The following is a 17,285-nucleotide window of genomic DNA, read 5'->3' on the forward strand; positions in this document are numbered from 1 at the left end:
TCAAATGAGTTTAAGTTAATTGGCTAATTTAATAAATTACTAAAAATATATATGTTGACCATTACCGTAAGCTCCTTGAGTGGCGGACAGGGCAAGACGACGACCTCACTGTTCTTGGGGCGGCTGCTATCACGCCAGGGCTTGCCCACCTTGATGCTAGACTCCGACCCGCAACATAATCTCACCACCTATCTGGGGTTTGAGTTAGAACCCAACCAACCAACCCTATTGGAATTTCTCAAAAAAACAGTTGCACCAGAAGACTGCATCTACCCAACACAAGACAACGACAACTTATTTCTTATCCCCGCCGACGACCAACTTGATACCGTACAAGATTATTTATCTAACAGTGGAGTTGGTGCAACCTTACTCAAGCGACGATTGTCAGCCATCAGCAAAATATTCAAAGTGTGCATAATTGATGCCCCACCCCAGCGATCGCAAATTTGTTTGACAGTCATCGGCGCAGCAGATTTTTTGATTATCCCCGCCGAAGCATCAGTTAAAGGTTACGGTTCGTTGGTGCGGACACTGGACTTACTCAGTGGCTTGCAAGATGTCGGCGCAACGAATGCCCAAGTATTAGGTGTTTTACCCTTCCGAGATCGTTGGTTTGGGAACACCCAAGCCCAAGAAAGTCGGGCGGCTGTAGATGGAATGCGTGACGAAGTTGGCGAGGGGTTAGTTATACCCTCAATCCGCGAATCAGAACGCTACAAACAAGCCATCAATAAACGTACAACTTTGAGCGAGTTGGGATATAACGACTTGGAATATCCCTTTGAAATTTTAATTGAGAAAATTCAGGCTGCACTTGGAGGTAAATAATAATGTCAGATAACGTACTCAACCAACTACGCAACAAACGCAATCGCTCCACAGTTGAACCACGCCAGGATGCACTCGTTCCCAAAGTACAACCCGAACCCCAAACAGAAGAACAAAACTCACCACAGGAAACCAGCCCAGTACCAGCTACCGACAACCCAACTGCTACACCAGCAGACACAATCGCCGAACTCCAAGCCGAACTGGAAAAGTACCCCGAAACTCGACGACATTCAGCCATCGTTCTAGAAAAAGACCTCGACCAAGAATTAACACGCTTTTGTAAAGATAGGGGAATCACAGTTGAGGTATTTCTAGAAGCGGCTTGGACTTTTGCTAGTACCGATAACGCACTTTTAGAAAAAATTACCACAGAAGCCAAACGCCGCTACAACCAACGTAAGCGAGTTGGTCAAATTAAGCGGTTAATCACCATGTTGAGTAATTCAGCTAAGTGATAAATGTTGATACCAATCTGCAATTAAATTTATTTAACTTTCTCGGTTAGATTGTTGTGGCTGAGACGCCGTTTTCAGACTAAGGAATTGCAGCTAAATATAGAAATTTTGGTATGATTAATTATTTGTCTAAGTATTACTTATTTTTTATACAAAGTGCAAAAAACTCCCAACGAAATTAAGATTGAGTTGACAAAGCTAATCGAAGAATCTCAAACTAATTTTCCTAATTTGGCATTAAGGTTACAGGAAATGAATAGATGGATTGCCAGTAAAAAAACTGGACAACTCATATCCAAAAAACACGTAATGCAACTCCTAGAGGAACTAATCCGAGATAGTATTTTTTGGCTAGAAATCCAGTTACTACCTAAAGAAGATAGAGAATTTGAATTATCCTTATTAACACCAACAGAAAGATATTGGTATGAAGACTTATTTCCTGCTTGGATCAATGAAAAAGACCCCAAAAAAGTTATTTGGAAAAAAAAATTAATGGCTGGCATTTTTGAAGGAAGCGATATTTCCTTAATTGACCAAGTATGTCAAATAATAGAATCGAGTGGTGGAGACACCTTTAATTCTTATATCGCAGACCTGTCAATGGCAACAGATATAATAGTTTCGGGATTACAACAAATACCATTGTCAATTCAGTTAACAAGCGTTCGCAATGAACTTGCTCAAACAAAGCAACAGGATTGGTTACGTACTTTACAATACTGGGGAATTAAACGGGGCATTTTTATAAGTTTCAATCCAATGCTACATCAAGTAGAGTTAAGAATTGGACAAGAAGCGTTCCAACATAGTGACCACATCTCAAAAAACTGTTATCTTAAAATTGATATAGACAGATAAAGCCATGATGTCCTATCAAATAGAGGTTCCCAAAGAAGAAAGAATTACTAGAGCTAGAGAAGCTCTCTCAAGAGCTAGAGCTTTGAGGCGTTCTAGGAGGCGTATGGGTGTTGATGGGATTCATCAATTTGTTAAAGATGTAGATGGTGATTGGTTAGAGAACTGGACAGAGACAACAGATGTAGAGAGAGAGCATAAAACTCATCCTCAAAAACACAGCTTTGTTTTTGAGTTAATTTTACATAGTCCAGTATTTACTTTTTTTTGTACCTCAACATTAAAAAACAACACCGATAAAGGTAAAAGAAAATCAAAATCAGGGAATAGATTTATACGTGATGTTATAAATTTAGACAAGAATTAATTAGTAACATCAAACCCGTGGCAAATGTAAAGCACTACTATCACCAGGGCGAATGTGAATGTAACCTGACGTAGTAGCCAGATCAGCGTGTCCCATTGTTTGCTGAATCAACGGCACAGGCGTTCCCCTTTCTGCATTATGGGTAGCGTGAGAATGCCTCAACCAGTGACAACTCACCTTTTCCCTCAGTCCTGCCCTTTCAGCTGCATCCTTAATAATCGGGTCAACATTTTGCCGTTGTAGTGGCTGCATCCCCTTACCCTTGCGACTGGGGAAGACATAGGCATCCTTGAGCGCATCCCCCCTGTAATCCATCAACTCCTGCCACAGATATTCCGGCAGCAAAACGTGACGGGACTTATCCCCCTTCCCCACCACGGTAACTTGCCCTGTACGTTCCCGTGGAGTAAAATCCTTCCACCTCAACCCTACCAACTCCGACACCCGCAACCCAGCCACATATAACAGCTTTAATATCAACACATCCCGAATTTGTTGAGACTTGTAACGATAATCTGCCCGTTCCGTGAGCCGAATCATCAACGCGATATCAGTTAGAGTCAGCACTTTTTCGTGTAATCGCTGGTCTACCTTCTTCAACTTAATCGCCGCCCCTGGGTTAAAACGGATATAGCCAGTTTTGTAAGCAAAGGAAAGTAAACTTTTCACCGCCGCCATATAGGTTTTGATAGTAGGTGCTGCCAAACCCCGGTTATGCAAATGTTCAGAAAATTCCACCATATCCTCAACAGTCGTGTGGCAGATCGCTTTCCCCACTCCCCCCAAAAACGCGGTGAACTGCGCCGCATACCGCAGATAACATTTTTGGGTACTTTGCGGCTTGTCATGCAGCCACAGTTGAATTAACCGTTGCTGGGCATTAACGGGCGCTAACTTAGATAGTTGCTTCCCCCTGGTTTTGACTACTACTACTGGTGTCATACTTTTTTGGTATCTAAACAAGACAAAACACGGTTTTTGTCTGTTTGATACACATACATCTGTTTCATCCCACTGAACACATTTCGCTGCAAATCTTTACATGATTTGGCATCTCGTGAGATATTAGCCGACTGCGGCAGGGGTGTGGTGTATCTGTGAGTATTTTTACTCAAAGCAAATGTACTAGTATTAGCAAGAGCAATGTCTAAAAAAGCAAAACTGATGCTGGCATTAGCCATTGACTCCAAATTTAAAACCCCACCTAGATACTCTCTAGGTAAGGGTTGATATCGATATTGATATCATTATGATACTCGTGCGTTCTCCATCTAACAGCATTGCTACATAAGCCACTCTGATTGCTCTAATCAAGCGTGAGATGAAATTGATTCGTCTTCTGAAGAATTTTCATCTACCATCAAGACATAATCTGCCATTTGCGCTGCTAAGTGAAGAACAATTGGACGAGCTAAAGTGTCTTTGTATTGCAATGCCATCCGACGCAATTCATGCGTCAATACTGCCCAATGCCAAGGTTCATCTTCTGGTTGTATGCAAGCTACTACTAACTCAAGTATTGCAGGGTTTGACCAGTGGAGTTGAGGTTTATCCAATTTACTGAAATCAAGTTTTTCCTTTGGCATTGTATTAGACTTTTGCCCAATACTGAGAAATATACGTTTATTGCTGTCTGTCTTAAATAGTCCCTCCGTTGCCACACTTATCTGTTCAAGTTCCACCAAATTATCAAACAATTTCACCTTCTGTTTCTTTTGATCATGCAGAGCATACCATTCTGGAGTTTCCCCATCTTGGCGTACCCGAACTACGCGAAGTTTTGGCATCAGTTGAGGAGATTCAGTGCCAAAAACTATCCCATCTTGAAATATTTCTTTATCTTGCAGCCATGTCCAATACCTTCGGATATTTTGAGCATCGCACAGGAGTAATGTATCTTTACCTCTTAACTCTTTGGTTTGTAGCATTCGTTTTATAAATCCTTTGATCTCCTTTTTTAACTTGTCGTTATCTCCTGTAATAGATGTTCCTTTTGAGTTTATCTTTCTTAAAGCTTCATCGTAGGGTATCCAATCAGATATACCATTAAAAGTAGCTTCTATTGTTTGAGAGTCAGAACGCATTTTCACCAGAACTGGGATCAATTGTTGTTTCCCATGTGCGCTGGTTTTAGAAGTGCGGTTAACCAACCATAAACCAACATAAGTAAGAGGTTCAGGAAGAATTGCTGATGGAATAACTATACGAGGCGGAGCTATCTGTACTCCCAGCGACCGCAGTAGGTCTAAAAAAGAAGTTATGGCTTTCTGCGGTAGCTCTTCTTGTAATCCATTAATTTCATTCTGTTCGTGCCTGTTTAACTCTCTTCCTTTATCTTTTGCTGCCTTTTCATATTTCTTTTTTAATTCCTCATGTTCAGGGACAATAAACTTAGATACCCTGTCAATTTTCTCTTGAACAAAGCCTAAGCGAATAGCTGCTTGGGGGTCTGTCCATTCAGGTTTCCAATGGTTTTCACCATAGAGTTCAACTAATACCCCTACTTTCCCTGTCACAGGTGGCATTTTATTAACAGTTTCTGCGACTTCAGCTTTTCTACTCTTGATAGCTTCTTCTCGTTGTTTGGAATTTGGTTTTTTTGTTTTATCTGTAGATAAAGCTAAACGTTCTGCTAATTTACCTATTTCTTGTGTGCGTATAGTTACAGTCAAATCTATATCTGGGAAATTATGAATACCCGTTGTCGCTGTATTCAACCCCAGGCAATACCATATTGCCTTTATAAGTGCATCCCGTGTTGACTCATTAATATACCAAATTTCAATACTAAGCTCTTTGCCAATACAGTTACGTATGGCTTCACAAAGTCTTATTTTCTCTGAGGATAGTTTCTCTAAACGTTTTTCATAATGAGCATATCTTAATTGGAAGTATTCATCGGTTTCATCCTCTTTCTTTTGACATTTATCTCTTTCTAATTGTTGTTTATCTAAAAGTTGTTCATACCTTAAATTAAATTCTTCCTCAGTTTCAGTTTTTTTCTTTTTAATTTTGTTTCTCTGTCCCTCTTGTTTATTTAATAGTTCTTGATTTCTAGTTAAAAATTCTTCTTCTGTCTCTCCCTTTTCTTTTTCCGGCACAGGTAACTCCCAAGATGTTCCATCGGGCTTGGGTAAGTCAAATATTTGAGCAGACTGTTTAGTATCTATTTTAAATTTAAACCGCTTATAGTCTATTAGTTCCCAGTCATCTTGTAACAAGAATGCAATCTGTTCAGCTAATTGACGACGGTTAATTGGTGGTAATCCTTTCCCTACTTTATGACCTGGAATTATCCCATCTTTGTAGGTCATACAAATATTAGGAATATCTAGTAAATTCAGTGCTTGTGTAGGATTAGCTAAAATTTGCTCTGGGGTATATGGAAGACGGTTGAATTCATTTAATAACCCAGCTAAGTTATTATTCCACTTCGGCTCTCCTTTCCATACCAGTGGAGCGACTTGAAAGTATTCGGTATAACCGTAAGGATTTAATCCCTTCCCCCATTTAAGCTTGGTACGAATATACACAGAACTAGCTTGCCCTCCTGGTAGCAAACGAGTATCATTTATACTGCACCACCGCCGGATACTCATATCACATTGCAATTGAGGATATGGCTGGAACGGAACCGTTTGTACTTTCAAAGTCAGAACTATTGAGTAATAGTAAGTATGGTTTTTCTGCGTGTACGATAGCGGAGGCCAAGATATCAACTCTGCTCCTTCTATTGGCGCACAGCGATAGAACTGAATTGTTTCATCACTTAATTTGAACTTTAAGTTTGGGTCACTCAGTTGCGTTGCTAGAATATCAGGCAATAGGATAAATCCATCTGCATTTTCAGTAATATTGGCGGTTCCATTAGCATATTTTTTCCATAATTCCGTTTCTAGAGTCACTGGTTCCCACTTTAAATTGTTAGGGTTCGACAGTTGCTGCATTACAGCTTGTCGTTGCTCAAAGGTTATCCCTTTCTTGCGCTTGTTTGGATGTTCATCTGGAAACTCAGTATCTAGCCAATAAGAGAAAATTGCTGATAAATTATCTATTGGAATTTCAACTGGACTGTATAACCAAATTTTTTCCCAAATTTTACCTATGTAAATTAAACCAGGGATACTTGCCCGTAGAGCTTCGTTGAGTGATGTGATGGGAATACCAACTTTATCTTTGGGACGGCTGTCTCTCTCGGCTACAAGATTTTTTAATGAATCTTTGACTGTTTCTGGAAACTTCAGTGCATAAAATTTTTTAGCGGGTAAGTTGTGTTTGAGTCGGAAGGCACACAAGCGGACTTTGTTGTATTTAGGTGATGACATAAATCAAATTATTTGTAATTTGTGAGATGTTTACGAAGAACGTCAGAAAAGATTTTTGGTTTTGGCGATCGCTTCATAAAACGGGCGATAAAGAGCTTGAACTATCTGCCTATCTCGTTGGGTAATCTGAGGATCATCCTCCTCAAAATAAGGTTGTAGCAAATCTCGGATGCCAATAAGAATACTTGTTGAAGGGATATCCTCTTGTTCATTCATCTGTGCAACATTAAGTCCAAACTTGGCATCGCACCAAAAGAGTTCTGCATCACTACTACCACGAATAAGACGACCTACCACCTGCCAGAGTGAAACAGCCATATCCCAATGCATAGCAAGTAAGTTTTTTTCATCAAGAGTTCTTAGCCTTACTGGTAGGTGTAGCAACCGCAACCATTGACGATAAGCTGTGTCTCGAAAATTATTACCTAAGTCTTCAAGATTTTCTCCCTCAAATGCTTTGTAATTTTCAATTGCCCAACGGTTTATAGAGTGAATCGCATAACTGAGGTCATCAGGACTTGGGTGGGGTAAAACTAGGAAGTAAGCTGCCCCAATTACTGCCATTCCTTTCTCATTAACAATATTGTGACCACGCTCTATCGCTTTTAACGGGGCTATTAAAATTACCTTGTCAGGTTTATTGGCAAACTCAGATACTCGTCCTCGTTGCAATGTATTATAGTTTTCATTCTCTGAGTCATCATCTAGCCACTCAGCTTTATTATCATCTTTCGTTAAAGCTATAACTCGATTTCCCCATCCTAGACGAACTAAATGTTCGTGGACTATTTTTACTTGTTCATAGCTATTAACTACCAACAGTATTTTTCGCCCTTTAAGGTCTATTAGTTTCTGCTCTAAATATTCTTCCTCTACTAACTTTGTGACAATTTTCTCCAAGTTCTTCTGTTTTTTATCCCCTGTTCCTGACACAAAGATTGGTCGATTTTTCTCATCATATAACGGTAAAAACTCAGAGGAGATTGAAAATCTGTTATCAGTATCTGGTGACAAGACTCCGGTTACTGGTACATCAACATGGTATGCCGGAGATTTACCCGCCCAACTGGTTCCTGACATCAGCAATATATGGGGACTTGCTATGTTGTCGCTGGCGAACAAATCATTGAAATGTAGAAGTGACCAACGACCAACACCCGTACAACGAAAAAACCGCAGACTTCCTAACGGTTCTTTATAAGATTTGTGGTACTGAAATGCTAACTGATTTCCCATCGGCATTGCGGGAATTAATGCGTTATAGTCTGCGGGTGGTGCTTGAAACCACATTGAATCTTCTGCTTCCAGTTTGAGGGTGTCTTGTACTTGCCTCCAGTGACGCATCATAAAGTCAAGTTTGTTTTGTAGAACGCAGACTAATAATGCAAACTCTAACTTAACAGCAATTTCTTGAATTTTCTCTGCTTCTAAAGGAATAGTGGCTTGTTTCTTGACCCACTCAATAAGGGAATTTTTCTTACCACTGGCTTTATGAGTGAGGGTAAAAAGTAAATCCTTGTCGTTGTCTAGATTATTTATATAAGGTTCAAATATATCCTTCATTAATTTATCGGCATTTTCTGTTCCGGCTAAATCAATAGCAACTTCTCGCAATAGCAACCAATCTGTAAAATATTTTTTACTATTTTGCCATTGAGATAATTGAGGATAATCCCCTCCTAACATCCAATAAATTTGGTCTGTAACTCGTTTAGCTTGTTGGCAAGCATCCCACCAGTCGCTGATGATTTTTTTGCTAAGTGGTTGAGAATTTTGACGTACCAATTCAGCTTCAACCTTTTGCAAAATTTCATCTAACCAAGCATCTCTTGTTGGTCGGCGTAATGTTTGCTCAGGGCTAAATGCCTTATCTAGATAAGCTTGATATTGGTCTACTTCATCCACAATTACTAAATCACTACGCCTCCAGACCAACTCAGCATAAAGTAAGCTTTCTTGGTTGATCTGCTGTGGCACTCTACTATAAATTAGACTTCCCGGTGTAGCAATCCAGATGGAACCTTTTACTAAATCTCGTTCTTTTTGATAGTAAGAGCATACGCTGTAAGCAGGACAAGCCATTTTCGCTTTTGGTGGCTCTGACTGTTTCTCATCTGCCTCATTATTTTCTAGGTCTGTTGATTCTAATTTTTTAATAAGTTGTAGAGAGAGACAAGGTTGTTTTCCTATTTCAAAAGGTTTTGACATTTCAGGGTTAACCAAACCGCTCAACAAGCAAGTATTACTTATCCATTTAAAACCGGGATGTGCTTGATTGAATGGTTCTTCAGGATGGTTATTATAAACAGCTTGATGTAATCGATTAATATGACTCTTTCTGTTTGAATTTCCTAAAATTGGGGCAACATCGGTTACTCCTACATCAGCAAAAGTCTTAGCCAGTTCAAAAATTTGGAGGACATCACCTACGATTAACGTGATGTGTAATCCTTTTCTGGCTGCCCAGACTGCCAGGACTTTCATTAAGTTGGATTTGCCTGATGATACCATCCCTACTAGATGCATCATCTTATTAATGGTTAGAGATTCGACTTTGACTAGACAATCATTATCATTAAATACCTGTAATTTGACATTCTTTATCCATCTTTCCCACTGGGATTTTAGCCCTTGCTTACTACATTGTCTATCCATCCACGCTGCGGTATCTTCTAGTTCTCTCCAAGTTATACAAAGTGGAGCGCGTAGGGATTTACCACTTAAATTGTGTCCGTTTGGGGGAGACTTTACAAGAGCAGAAGGGATTGTAATTGTTTCTATAATTCCATTTACTTCACACTTATATGTTTGGTCAGCTTCTGCCCATTTTATTTCGCGTCTTTTATAGAATGGAATAGGAGATTTTAATGTTTTGGCATATATGTCAAATCTAAAATTTGCAACTGTTATATTGCTATTGATTTTAAACTCTTTTAGAGACTCAGATACTTCATAGCCACGCTGGTCTTTGGCAAAATTACGATAATTATTCAGTGCTTCTGACCATACATAAGGTCTTCTATACTCTGTTAATAGATAACGCCCAGAGGCATACATTTTATATTGCAACTGACTCCAGCCTTCGGATTCTGGAATAGAGAAAGGATAACCAGTCAGTAATACCCATAGACTACTTGCGGGAGCATTTGGGACTAAAGAACTTAATAAGTAAAGTCCTAACTCAATATCACATAAATTATCGTCTAATCCTTCTTTGATTAGTCGTTTTCGCCAGTCTTTTGTATTTCTCATAATTGACAACTTTTTAATTTTTTCTCAACTACTTTCATAAAAGTACCTTCAAACATTACCTGAGACTTTTTTAATTTAACTGGACAGTGATTTATAAACTCTTGAATATACTCGCCTCCATATTCTCTAATTTCATCAGCAAATACAAAAAATGCTTCGTTGTATGGATGATGGGGAAGTCTAGGGATAGGCTCGTTAACTTTCTTAGCTAAGTTATATGCAGATTCCCAAAACTTTACGTCAACTGCCCAGACTGTTTTATCAGGAAAGACAATGTGCAGGTCGTATTTATCAAAATCTGGATAGAGAGTAACTTCTAATCCTAACTCCCTAATACGTTTTTCTATTCTTAGTTCTGCACACCCAGGTCGATGAATAAAATATCGCAGCCCTTTTTTCAGCCATAAAACTTGGTCATCTTTATCACATTCAAAAGGAACTGGAGCTTTTTTTTCTTTAGCACAGTGTTTGTTTTCACAGTTTAATTGATTGTCCACAGTCCGATGCATTAACCCACCACAGTGACCGCAGCAATAAAACTTTCCCTGTTTTTTGTAAGAAGCTGGGGCTTCTTCATAGCTATCTTCTAGGACTTTTTGTAATGGCTTGAGTTGCAAAACTGCTTTTACATCTCGCTCTCCCTTTGTGATCACAGGGTTGCTAACAAGTAAACGACGAAACTCTATATATAAGTTTGGGTCTTGTGCAGATTTTCTAAAAACTTCGTCCATCACCTCTTTTTGAATCCGCTCGGCTTCGCTTATATATGAACCATCTAACTCAATACAAAAACCGCTAGGCTTTTGGTCTTCTACAAATTGAACATCCTTCCACTCTTCTGGACAGTCAATTTCAATAGTCCAATCTCTCATAGGATGTTCCACCCAGTTACTGAGGAAATCTGGAACCCCTTGAGGTTGGGTTTTATTTTGCATCACATATTTAGCTTGTAATTTTTCTACTCCCAGTTGCAGAACTGCTGGATAAGGGAAAAATTTTAGCTTTTGCATTTGTTGTGCATACTGAACTATTCCCTTAGCTATTTGACGCAGGGTTGGTTCATCTGTTGTCTTGACATTTTTTGTGCTTGCCTTTGGCTTTGTATCAGGTTTATCGCCTGGCACGTAGGAGTTAATGTCAAATCTTCTCTGCCCGGATGGGGTTCGGATTGCCTTAATTTTGCCCGCAGCTTCCCATCTTCTCAAGGAGTCTACGCTTACTCCCAGCCGTCGTGCTGCCTCTTTTGGGCTTATATACTCTGAAATTGGTTTTTCCTCAATTCTTGTTTTTTACTATAGCATTGTCTAGACTTACCTATGCAAAGCTAGGCAAAAAATTTATATGGGGGCTAGAAAAATGCATACGGAAAGGCTTCTGGGTCTTCAAAGAAACCTTGATGCACTTCTTATGCTTTTTAAGGTCTTATTTATTAAATGGTTCGTGTGCGAAGTAAGTCTTTGTTGCTTGACCTCCACATATAGCAACCTGCTCAGTTAGACTGGGAGCGTTTACAGTCATAGTTGTTTTCAGTACATTATTATTTATGAGTCCCAAATATCGCAAAGGGCAAAAGGTACAAGTTTATAGCCTGTTGCTTTGGGCTGACATAGAGTAGATTACTCTTATCAAAAAACTGGTAATTAAATCGCTACGCATTTTTAGAATCAGGTAATGCTAAGAAAATCGCAGCAACGTTATCCCCAAAATTGGTCAGATATCGCTCTATTAGTGAAACAATCTGTGGACTGGCGATGTTCTAAGTGTGGCTTGCAGTGCATTCGCCCCGGTGATGATACATCCAAATTGTCTCGTTCTCAAAGAATGGCATTAACGTTGACGGTTCATCATTCTAATTTTGTGCCAGAGGACAATCGTCGGTCAAACTTATGCGCGTTATGTACAGCTTGTCATCTCAGTTTTCATACGCGACGCAGGGGGAATGTATCGCCGGGGCAACTGTCTTTATTTTGAGGTTATATCTTCCTAATTCCGTTTGAACTCCATTTGCGCGAAGTGGTCTTGCAGCAGCTTGTGGATGAAGCGGTAGCGGCCGCCGACACGCTGGAGTAACATACGCTCGGTGCAATAGTCGAGAAAACGGGCGTAGTTCCAGGGGATGTAGCCGTTGCAGTAGAGGACGAGGCGTAGGATGAAGTGTTTGATAACTGGTGTTCCACTTCTAGGTATCCCCACTAATAATCCCAAAAGTAATCCAGACATTAAGCTAAAAATTAATGCTTCATTGAAACTATTATTAAGAAGAATTTTTTGAATCAAAAATATTAATATTGTGGAAGGGAAAAATAACAAGGCTGATAATTTGACTATATTTTTAGCAGATTGCCAAATACCTTGGTTAGGAATAGTTTTATTTTCTATTTCTAGACCATGAAATCCAAAAATCAGCCCAGAAATCAGCCCAAAAATCAGCCCAGAAATCAGCCCAGAAATCAGCATTTGTATAACTCCCCAGACAATCAAATTATAAATAATTTTGGGAAATTTACTTTTAAATAAACTAGGCTGAATTTCTTCAATCAAGAACTCAGTTTTAGCTTCTCCTTCCATTTGTTGAGCCAACCATACAAGCCAAATTCGGGTTCGTTTAGCATTAGGAGGTTTAGTCTGAAAATATGTCCTACTATTAATATTTCGTATTAACATCCTCCCTACATAGGCATCTAGCAAATACTGAATCCGGTCGGCTGTAGAGTTCAAATGCTGCCATTCTTCAATAGATATTTCTTGATAGACTAGAACAGTAATACTAACTAATAAGGGAGTTTTAACTAATTCTAATAGGTTTATGTCATTACTAATAATTGACCACAATTCTATATATTTAATACTAGTTAAATAATCATAAATTTGATTTTTAGTTAAAGGCTGTAAGTAAATAGCACCGTTAAGTTGCAATTGAGTAGCGTAGTTTGTATATTCTTCACTCCGGCTACAAACAACTAGATAAAGCGGTCTAGTTTCACTTGCTAAAAACTGATTAATTGCATAGACACAAAGTTCTTGACGCTGTGGCTCAAGTTCATCTAAACCATCAAGTAATGGTAGTAATTGGTGATTGTCTACCCAGTCTTGACCAAGTTTAGTTGAAACACCATATTTAGACTTGAGTTCAGCCACTAACCAATCAGTTAGAGATTGTCGATCATCTTTCCAAGAGGACAAGTTAAATAAAACAGGAACGGGATAATCAGGCTGTTCTTCTGCACGTTGAACTAAAGCTTGTGCTAGTTCTAATTGTGTAGTTGTCTTGCCTGCTCCTGGCGCACCCAATATTAATAATTTTCCTGCAATTTCTTCCGAGTCAAATACTTGCAAAATAGTGGTGGTATCTGAAAGAGGTTCAGCAGGCTTTGAGCCAATTTTTATCTCTGCATCCCAAGGGCGTTTTACCTGCTGGGGTTGTGACTCTTTACCCAAATTTATCAGCACAGCATTATGGAGGGATTGTCTTAATCGTGCTGTAACTTCCTCCTTGACTGCGGCTAGTAGTATCCGTTCATTCTTTGGTCGAGCCGGGTTGCCTACTGGTGTCGTTGTCTGCCCACCTAGATGAAAAATATTTTGAAAAACATTACCTTGAATATAGTCGCCTTCAATCCGTTCGTTATAATTACCTCCTCCAGTATTAATATTGCGATTTTCAGGCGGGTTCTGCTCTTCATCTTTTCGCATGAATTAATTTTTTTATCTATAGCTGCGGGGTGTCCAACTCTGAACTTAGAAGTATGTTAATTCAGTTACTTTAATCTTCTGCTTCTACTTCCTGCCAGCCTTTGATAGCACCAACAATAAAAGCACCTGCTGGGTTGTCAATTGCTTTTTCAAAAGCCGCTAAACCACCTTCCTTTACAGCATTTATTACTCGTTTTTTCAAGGTGGGGTTACTTTCAATTCGATTGATGGCTTCTGCTGCTACTACCATTTGTTGTGATGTAGTAGTGGTTGGGTAAGTTTGCTCCAATTGTTTTAGTAATAGTTGAATCTCGGCAGCAGCTTCAGCAAGGGTTTGGGGTTGTCCGGCAGCGTAGTAATTACCTTGAACGTAGTCGCCTTGAATGCGCTCGTTATAGTTGCCGCCACCTGTGTTGATATTGCGATTGCCAGTCATTGTTGTATCTCCTTGAACTACTCGGTTGCCGACACCTTGAACGTTGTTGACATTGCCGCCAACTGAACCGCCAATTGAAAATCCACCGGGGGTGTTTGTCATAGTACCTACCTCTTCTACTTGAATATTTGAATAAAAACTAGGACGCTCCAGCGCCGTCATTACCATATTTTCTAATCTCCGGATTTGATTATCTTTTTCTGCTAAAAGTAATTTAATTTCTCGTTCTGGTAAACCTTTTATCTCATTGTAAGTGTCAAAATATTCTGCACTCAGTTGGGACTTGTCAACTGTAGGTGCGGTTTTGGAACGAAGTAAAAACTTATCCTGTCCCCGTTTCTCCATTGCTACAATTTCTAGTTCAGCATCAGGGTGATTCTCTGCCAACTGCTTAAACGAAATTGCGATCGCTCTGGGGTCAACACCTTGGCTATGGTAGAGGTCAAGTGTGTCGAAAATTGGCTGGATAAAATCCCCAAACTCACCATCTGCAAACATCTCTTCTCTATTATCTGGCTTGCGATGGGGGTCTGGATTGTCTTTTGTGGGAAGGCGCATATAAATGTACTGACACCTTACATCAGTAAAGTTAGTTTGACTGGTTATATTCCAATCTTCAATGTACGCACCAGTGAGATTAGCACCAGTAAAATCTGTAGCATCAAGTTGAGTTTGTACCAGCTTCGCTCTTGATAAATCGGCATCTTGGAAAGAAGCATTGCTTAAATCTGCGGCGATAAAACTAGCGTCGCTTAAATAGGCTTTCTGGAAATTTACTCCTCGTAAATCTTCACGGTCAAAGTTTACGCCTTGCCCCTGTCCAGTGGTCAAAACTTGTCGTAGATTAGCGTTTTGCAGATAGCTAATACCAGGACGCACAAAGTCTAGTTTTTTAGCTTGGTGGAAACAGGTATGAGTTAGATTCGCTTTGCGAAAATCTGTATTTTTGAGTATAGCTTGGTTGAACTTTGCATCGGTTAAGTCAGCTTTGTAAAAACGAGTTCCTCTTATGGCAGCAAATGCGATGGCAAACGAGCGAATCCAAGCATCCTTTCCACCTTGAGCTACATTACGCCAGCCAATGTAAATGTTTGATAATGTGTGTGTTACAGCAAAAGCTATGGGTACAGAAACATTGAGGGCTTTAGCAGCAGTAGCGGATATAGCTATGGTTACAGCTATAGCCACGATTGCACTTGAAACTACAGCTGCGGCTAAGGCTACAGCCTTATCTGTAACTACGGCTATAACTACGGCCAAGGCTCCCAGCACTGCTGAGGAGAAAGCTACGGTTCCCAATGCAGCTCCAGCTACTCCTGCGGCTAAAGCTGTGGTGATATCTACACCTACATATATACTTGCAGCTACACCAATAGTTGCGGAGAAAGGTGTTGCGAAGACCAATAAAGCTGTTGTTAAACCCTTACGAAGGCTGATAACGCAGAGAAGTAATAGCACAAATAGGGAGATTATCCCTGAGATGATAGCGTTAACACCTTCATTGGAAACACTAAATCCTACAATGATGCCAAGTACAATTGAAAAAAATCCTGATATTCCTGACAAAAGCAATGAAATAATTAGTAACCCAATGATCCAATATCCCTGTACTCCCGCTTTAGCACCTGTAAATTTAGCATTTATTAAGTTTGCCGCTGTAAAATCAGCCCCTCTTATATCCGCACCACTAAAATCTGCACCCTCAAGGTTTTGACCTTTAAAGGAACGCCCACGAAGATTTCGACCGGAAAAGTCCTGTGTCATGGCTGGGTGCGGTATACAAATTTCTTATTTGGCTACAGATATACCACGAACAATTCCGGTATTTTAACGTTTTCAGTTAAATTTGTGTAAAAACTGCTAGTCAAAGTAGTACACATTTACCTAAATCAGATTTAGCTAATCCAATGTTTTAACTATGATCAATCAAATCCATCCAGCGAGATTCAGGGATAATTTCAATCAGAAAATTATTCATGCGTCAAAGTTGATGGGCTTACCGTTAAAGTGATCTAGGATTTTATCAGGGGTAAGCCAGTCTGGAATAGTCACTTTTTTATCTACTTCCGCCTCACCACTAGAATCATTTAATCCGTTGATTGTGGCAACGGGCAAAGGTTTTTTACCGTCGGCAGTTTTGCGATCAATTTGGATAGTACCTCTAGCCCTACCCTTAGCAGTGCCACCACTGCCACCAGTAGCAGTATTAGTAAAGAAGTGAGCGATACAGACTAACCTTTCCTCTGCTTTCCTGGGGTCACTGAGAGAAGCTTTCACAAACTTTCTAGCAGGTTCATTGGTGATATCACTCTCTGAATAATTGGTAAATTCATCTACTAGCAATTGTTGAGAGGTTTTATCTGGTTGGTTATTGATTCTATCTAGCCAACGTTCCCTAGCATCATCAAAAGCTTGAGCGATATCGTCTTCAGTTTGGGCAATAAATTGAGGTTTAAGGTACTTCCATGAATGCCTTAAATTATCCCCAGCATGGGCATCGATTAGCTGATATAAAGGCATATCAAATAAATATTGCCTCAGCATGACTATTGATGCTGCTAGAGTGCTTTTACCACTGCCAGCCTCACCCAGTACCCAGACAGGCTTTTGATTGTCGATTATTTTCCATAGCCAGCCGTCTTCATGAGATTTGAGGGCATCGACTAGGCTAGTTTTAAGTTGGTCACTTGGGGATTGGGTACTAGCTGAGTGGTCATCCTGGGGAGTGCTAGACAATTTACTCAGCTTTTTATTAGTTTCAGCAACTTGTAGCTTATTGTCAGTGATCGCTTTATCCATCTCAGACAACTGCAACTCATGATTCTTCAAGGACAATTCACCCTGTAAAGTTCCATTAAGGTGGTCTAATTGCTGTTCTCCTGGGGATTTCATAGCCTCGATAGTTTCAGCAGTTTGTCGGGCGATCGCTTGTTTGGTGATCTCAGATTGCTGTTGTTTACTAAACTGGGTTAGGTCAATGTGATTGCTAACAATAATGTCATTCTCCAGTGCCTTAGTGGTGCAGAAAACTTTTTGGAGTCTCAAGTTGAAAAAACAGTAACACG

The 17,285-nt window shown here is 39.8% G+C and carries 13 protein-coding genes and 1 pseudogene; 5 read left to right on the forward strand and 9 right to left on the reverse strand.

The features are described from left to right. Window positions 1-51 precede the first annotated feature (51 nt). The 4 genes from ACM0OS_RS17275 (at window position 52) to ACM0OS_RS17290 (ending at window position 2,514) form a co-directional block, all read left to right on the forward strand. Window positions 52-831, forward strand: coding sequence for a ParA family protein (locus ACM0OS_RS17275; protein WP_414544430.1), 780 nt, complete (start codon window positions 52-54; stop codon window positions 829-831). 2 nt (window positions 832-833) lie between these two features. Then, on the forward strand, window positions 834-1,289 hold the full coding sequence (locus ACM0OS_RS17280) for a hypothetical protein (RefSeq protein WP_414544431.1): 456 nt from the start codon (window positions 834-836) through the stop codon (window positions 1,287-1,289). 252 nt (window positions 1,290-1,541) lie between these two features. Continuing rightward, window positions 1,542-2,150, forward strand: a complete 609-nt coding sequence (locus ACM0OS_RS17285) for a hypothetical protein (RefSeq protein ID WP_414544432.1) — start codon at window positions 1,542-1,544, stop codon at window positions 2,148-2,150. A 4-nt stretch (window positions 2,151-2,154) separates the two neighbouring features. Next, window positions 2,155-2,514 (forward strand): hypothetical protein, encoded by a 360-nt coding sequence (locus ACM0OS_RS17290; protein ID WP_414544433.1) that lies wholly within the window; start codon window positions 2,155-2,157, stop codon window positions 2,512-2,514. Between the two features lie 9 nt (window positions 2,515-2,523). On the opposite strand, the gene ACM0OS_RS17295 is transcribed toward ACM0OS_RS17290, so the two are convergent. The 6 genes and pseudogenes from ACM0OS_RS17295 to ACM0OS_RS17320 all read right to left on the reverse strand — a co-directional run. After that, window positions 2,524-3,456, reverse strand: coding sequence for a tyrosine-type recombinase/integrase (locus ACM0OS_RS17295; protein WP_414544434.1), 933 nt, complete (start codon window positions 3,454-3,456; stop codon window positions 2,524-2,526). Continuing rightward, window positions 3,453-3,695 (reverse strand): hypothetical protein, encoded by a 243-nt coding sequence (locus ACM0OS_RS17300; protein ID WP_414544435.1) that lies wholly within the window; start codon window positions 3,693-3,695, stop codon window positions 3,453-3,455. Before ACM0OS_RS17300 ends, ACM0OS_RS17295 begins: the two co-directional genes overlap by 4 nt. A gap of 129 nt (window positions 3,696-3,824) precedes the next feature. After that, window positions 3,825-6,839: a pPIWI_RE module domain-containing protein gene (locus ACM0OS_RS17305; RefSeq protein ID WP_414544436.1), complete on the reverse strand. Its 3,015-nt coding sequence runs from the start codon at window positions 6,837-6,839 to the stop codon at window positions 3,825-3,827. Window positions 6,840-6,881: 42 nt separating this feature from the next. After that, window positions 6,882-10,091, reverse strand: a complete 3,210-nt coding sequence (locus tag ACM0OS_RS17310) for a hypothetical protein (protein WP_414544437.1) — start codon at window positions 10,089-10,091, stop codon at window positions 6,882-6,884. Further along, complete coding sequence (locus ACM0OS_RS17315; protein WP_414544438.1) at window positions 10,088-11,215, reverse strand: hypothetical protein; 1,128 nt, start codon at window positions 11,213-11,215, stop codon at window positions 10,088-10,090. Before ACM0OS_RS17315 ends, ACM0OS_RS17310 begins: the two co-directional genes overlap by 4 nt. Before the next feature lie 24 nt (window positions 11,216-11,239). Then, window positions 11,240-11,371, reverse strand: a pseudogene (locus ACM0OS_RS17320) (MerR family DNA-binding transcriptional regulator); the annotation flags it as partial. Window positions 11,372-11,762: 391 nt separating this feature from the next. On the opposite strand from ACM0OS_RS17320, the gene ACM0OS_RS17325 reads away from it, so the two are divergent. Next, a complete protein-coding gene (locus tag ACM0OS_RS17325; protein ID WP_414544439.1) occupies window positions 11,763-12,062 on the forward strand; it encodes an HNH endonuclease in 300 nt (99 codons plus the stop codon). Window positions 12,063-12,074: 12 nt separating this feature from the next. Here the strand turns inward: ACM0OS_RS17325 and ACM0OS_RS17330 are convergent, their stop codons facing one another. The 3 genes from ACM0OS_RS17330 to ACM0OS_RS17340 all read right to left on the reverse strand — a co-directional run. Further along, a complete protein-coding gene (locus tag ACM0OS_RS17330) occupies window positions 12,075-13,784 on the reverse strand; it encodes an NACHT domain-containing protein (protein WP_414544440.1) in 1,710 nt (569 codons plus the stop codon). A gap of 70 nt (window positions 13,785-13,854) precedes the next feature. After that, window positions 13,855-15,984 carry a pentapeptide repeat-containing protein gene (locus tag ACM0OS_RS17335; RefSeq protein ID WP_414544441.1) on the reverse strand — a complete coding sequence of 710 codons (2,130 nt, stop codon included), beginning with the start codon at window positions 15,982-15,984 and terminating at the stop codon, window positions 13,855-13,857. 210 nt (window positions 15,985-16,194) lie between these two features. Beyond that, the coding region (locus tag ACM0OS_RS17340) for a hypothetical protein (protein WP_414544442.1) at window positions 16,195-17,285 on the reverse strand (1,091 nt) is incomplete at its 5' end.

Source organism: Nostoc sp. CCY0012 (assembly GCF_963920855.1).
Taxonomy (GTDB): domain Bacteria; phylum Cyanobacteriota; class Cyanobacteriia; order Cyanobacteriales; family Nostocaceae; genus Cyanocohniella.

What these genes read in the sequence shown, in the direction of transcription:
- ACM0OS_RS17275 (WP_414544430.1), top strand. Translation starts at nt 52, where the DNA reads ATGTTGACCATTACCGTAAGCTCCTTGAGTGGCGGACAGGGCAAGACG.
- ACM0OS_RS17280 (WP_414544431.1), top strand. Translation starts at nt 834, where the DNA reads ATGTCAGATAACGTACTCAACCAACTACGCAACAAACGCAATCGCTCC.
- ACM0OS_RS17285 (WP_414544432.1), top strand. Translation starts at nt 1,542, where the DNA reads ATGAATAGATGGATTGCCAGTAAAAAAACTGGACAACTCATATCCAAA.
- ACM0OS_RS17290 (WP_414544433.1), top strand. Translation starts at nt 2,155, where the DNA reads ATGATGTCCTATCAAATAGAGGTTCCCAAAGAAGAAAGAATTACTAGA.
- ACM0OS_RS17295 (WP_414544434.1), bottom strand. Translation starts at nt 3,456, where the DNA reads ATGACACCAGTAGTAGTAGTCAAAACCAGGGGGAAGCAACTATCTAAG.
- ACM0OS_RS17300 (WP_414544435.1), bottom strand. Translation starts at nt 3,695, where the DNA reads ATGGCTAATGCCAGCATCAGTTTTGCTTTTTTAGACATTGCTCTTGCT.
- ACM0OS_RS17305 (WP_414544436.1), bottom strand. Translation starts at nt 6,839, where the DNA reads ATGTCATCACCTAAATACAACAAAGTCCGCTTGTGTGCCTTCCGACTC.
- ACM0OS_RS17310 (WP_414544437.1), bottom strand. Translation starts at nt 10,091, where the DNA reads ATGAGAAATACAAAAGACTGGCGAAAACGACTAATCAAAGAAGGATTA.
- ACM0OS_RS17325 (WP_414544439.1), top strand. Translation starts at nt 11,763, where the DNA reads ATGCTAAGAAAATCGCAGCAACGTTATCCCCAAAATTGGTCAGATATC.
- ACM0OS_RS17330 (WP_414544440.1), bottom strand. Translation starts at nt 13,784, where the DNA reads ATGCGAAAAGATGAAGAGCAGAACCCGCCTGAAAATCGCAATATTAAT.
- ACM0OS_RS17335 (WP_414544441.1), bottom strand. Translation starts at nt 15,984, where the DNA reads ATGACACAGGACTTTTCCGGTCGAAATCTTCGTGGGCGTTCCTTTAAA.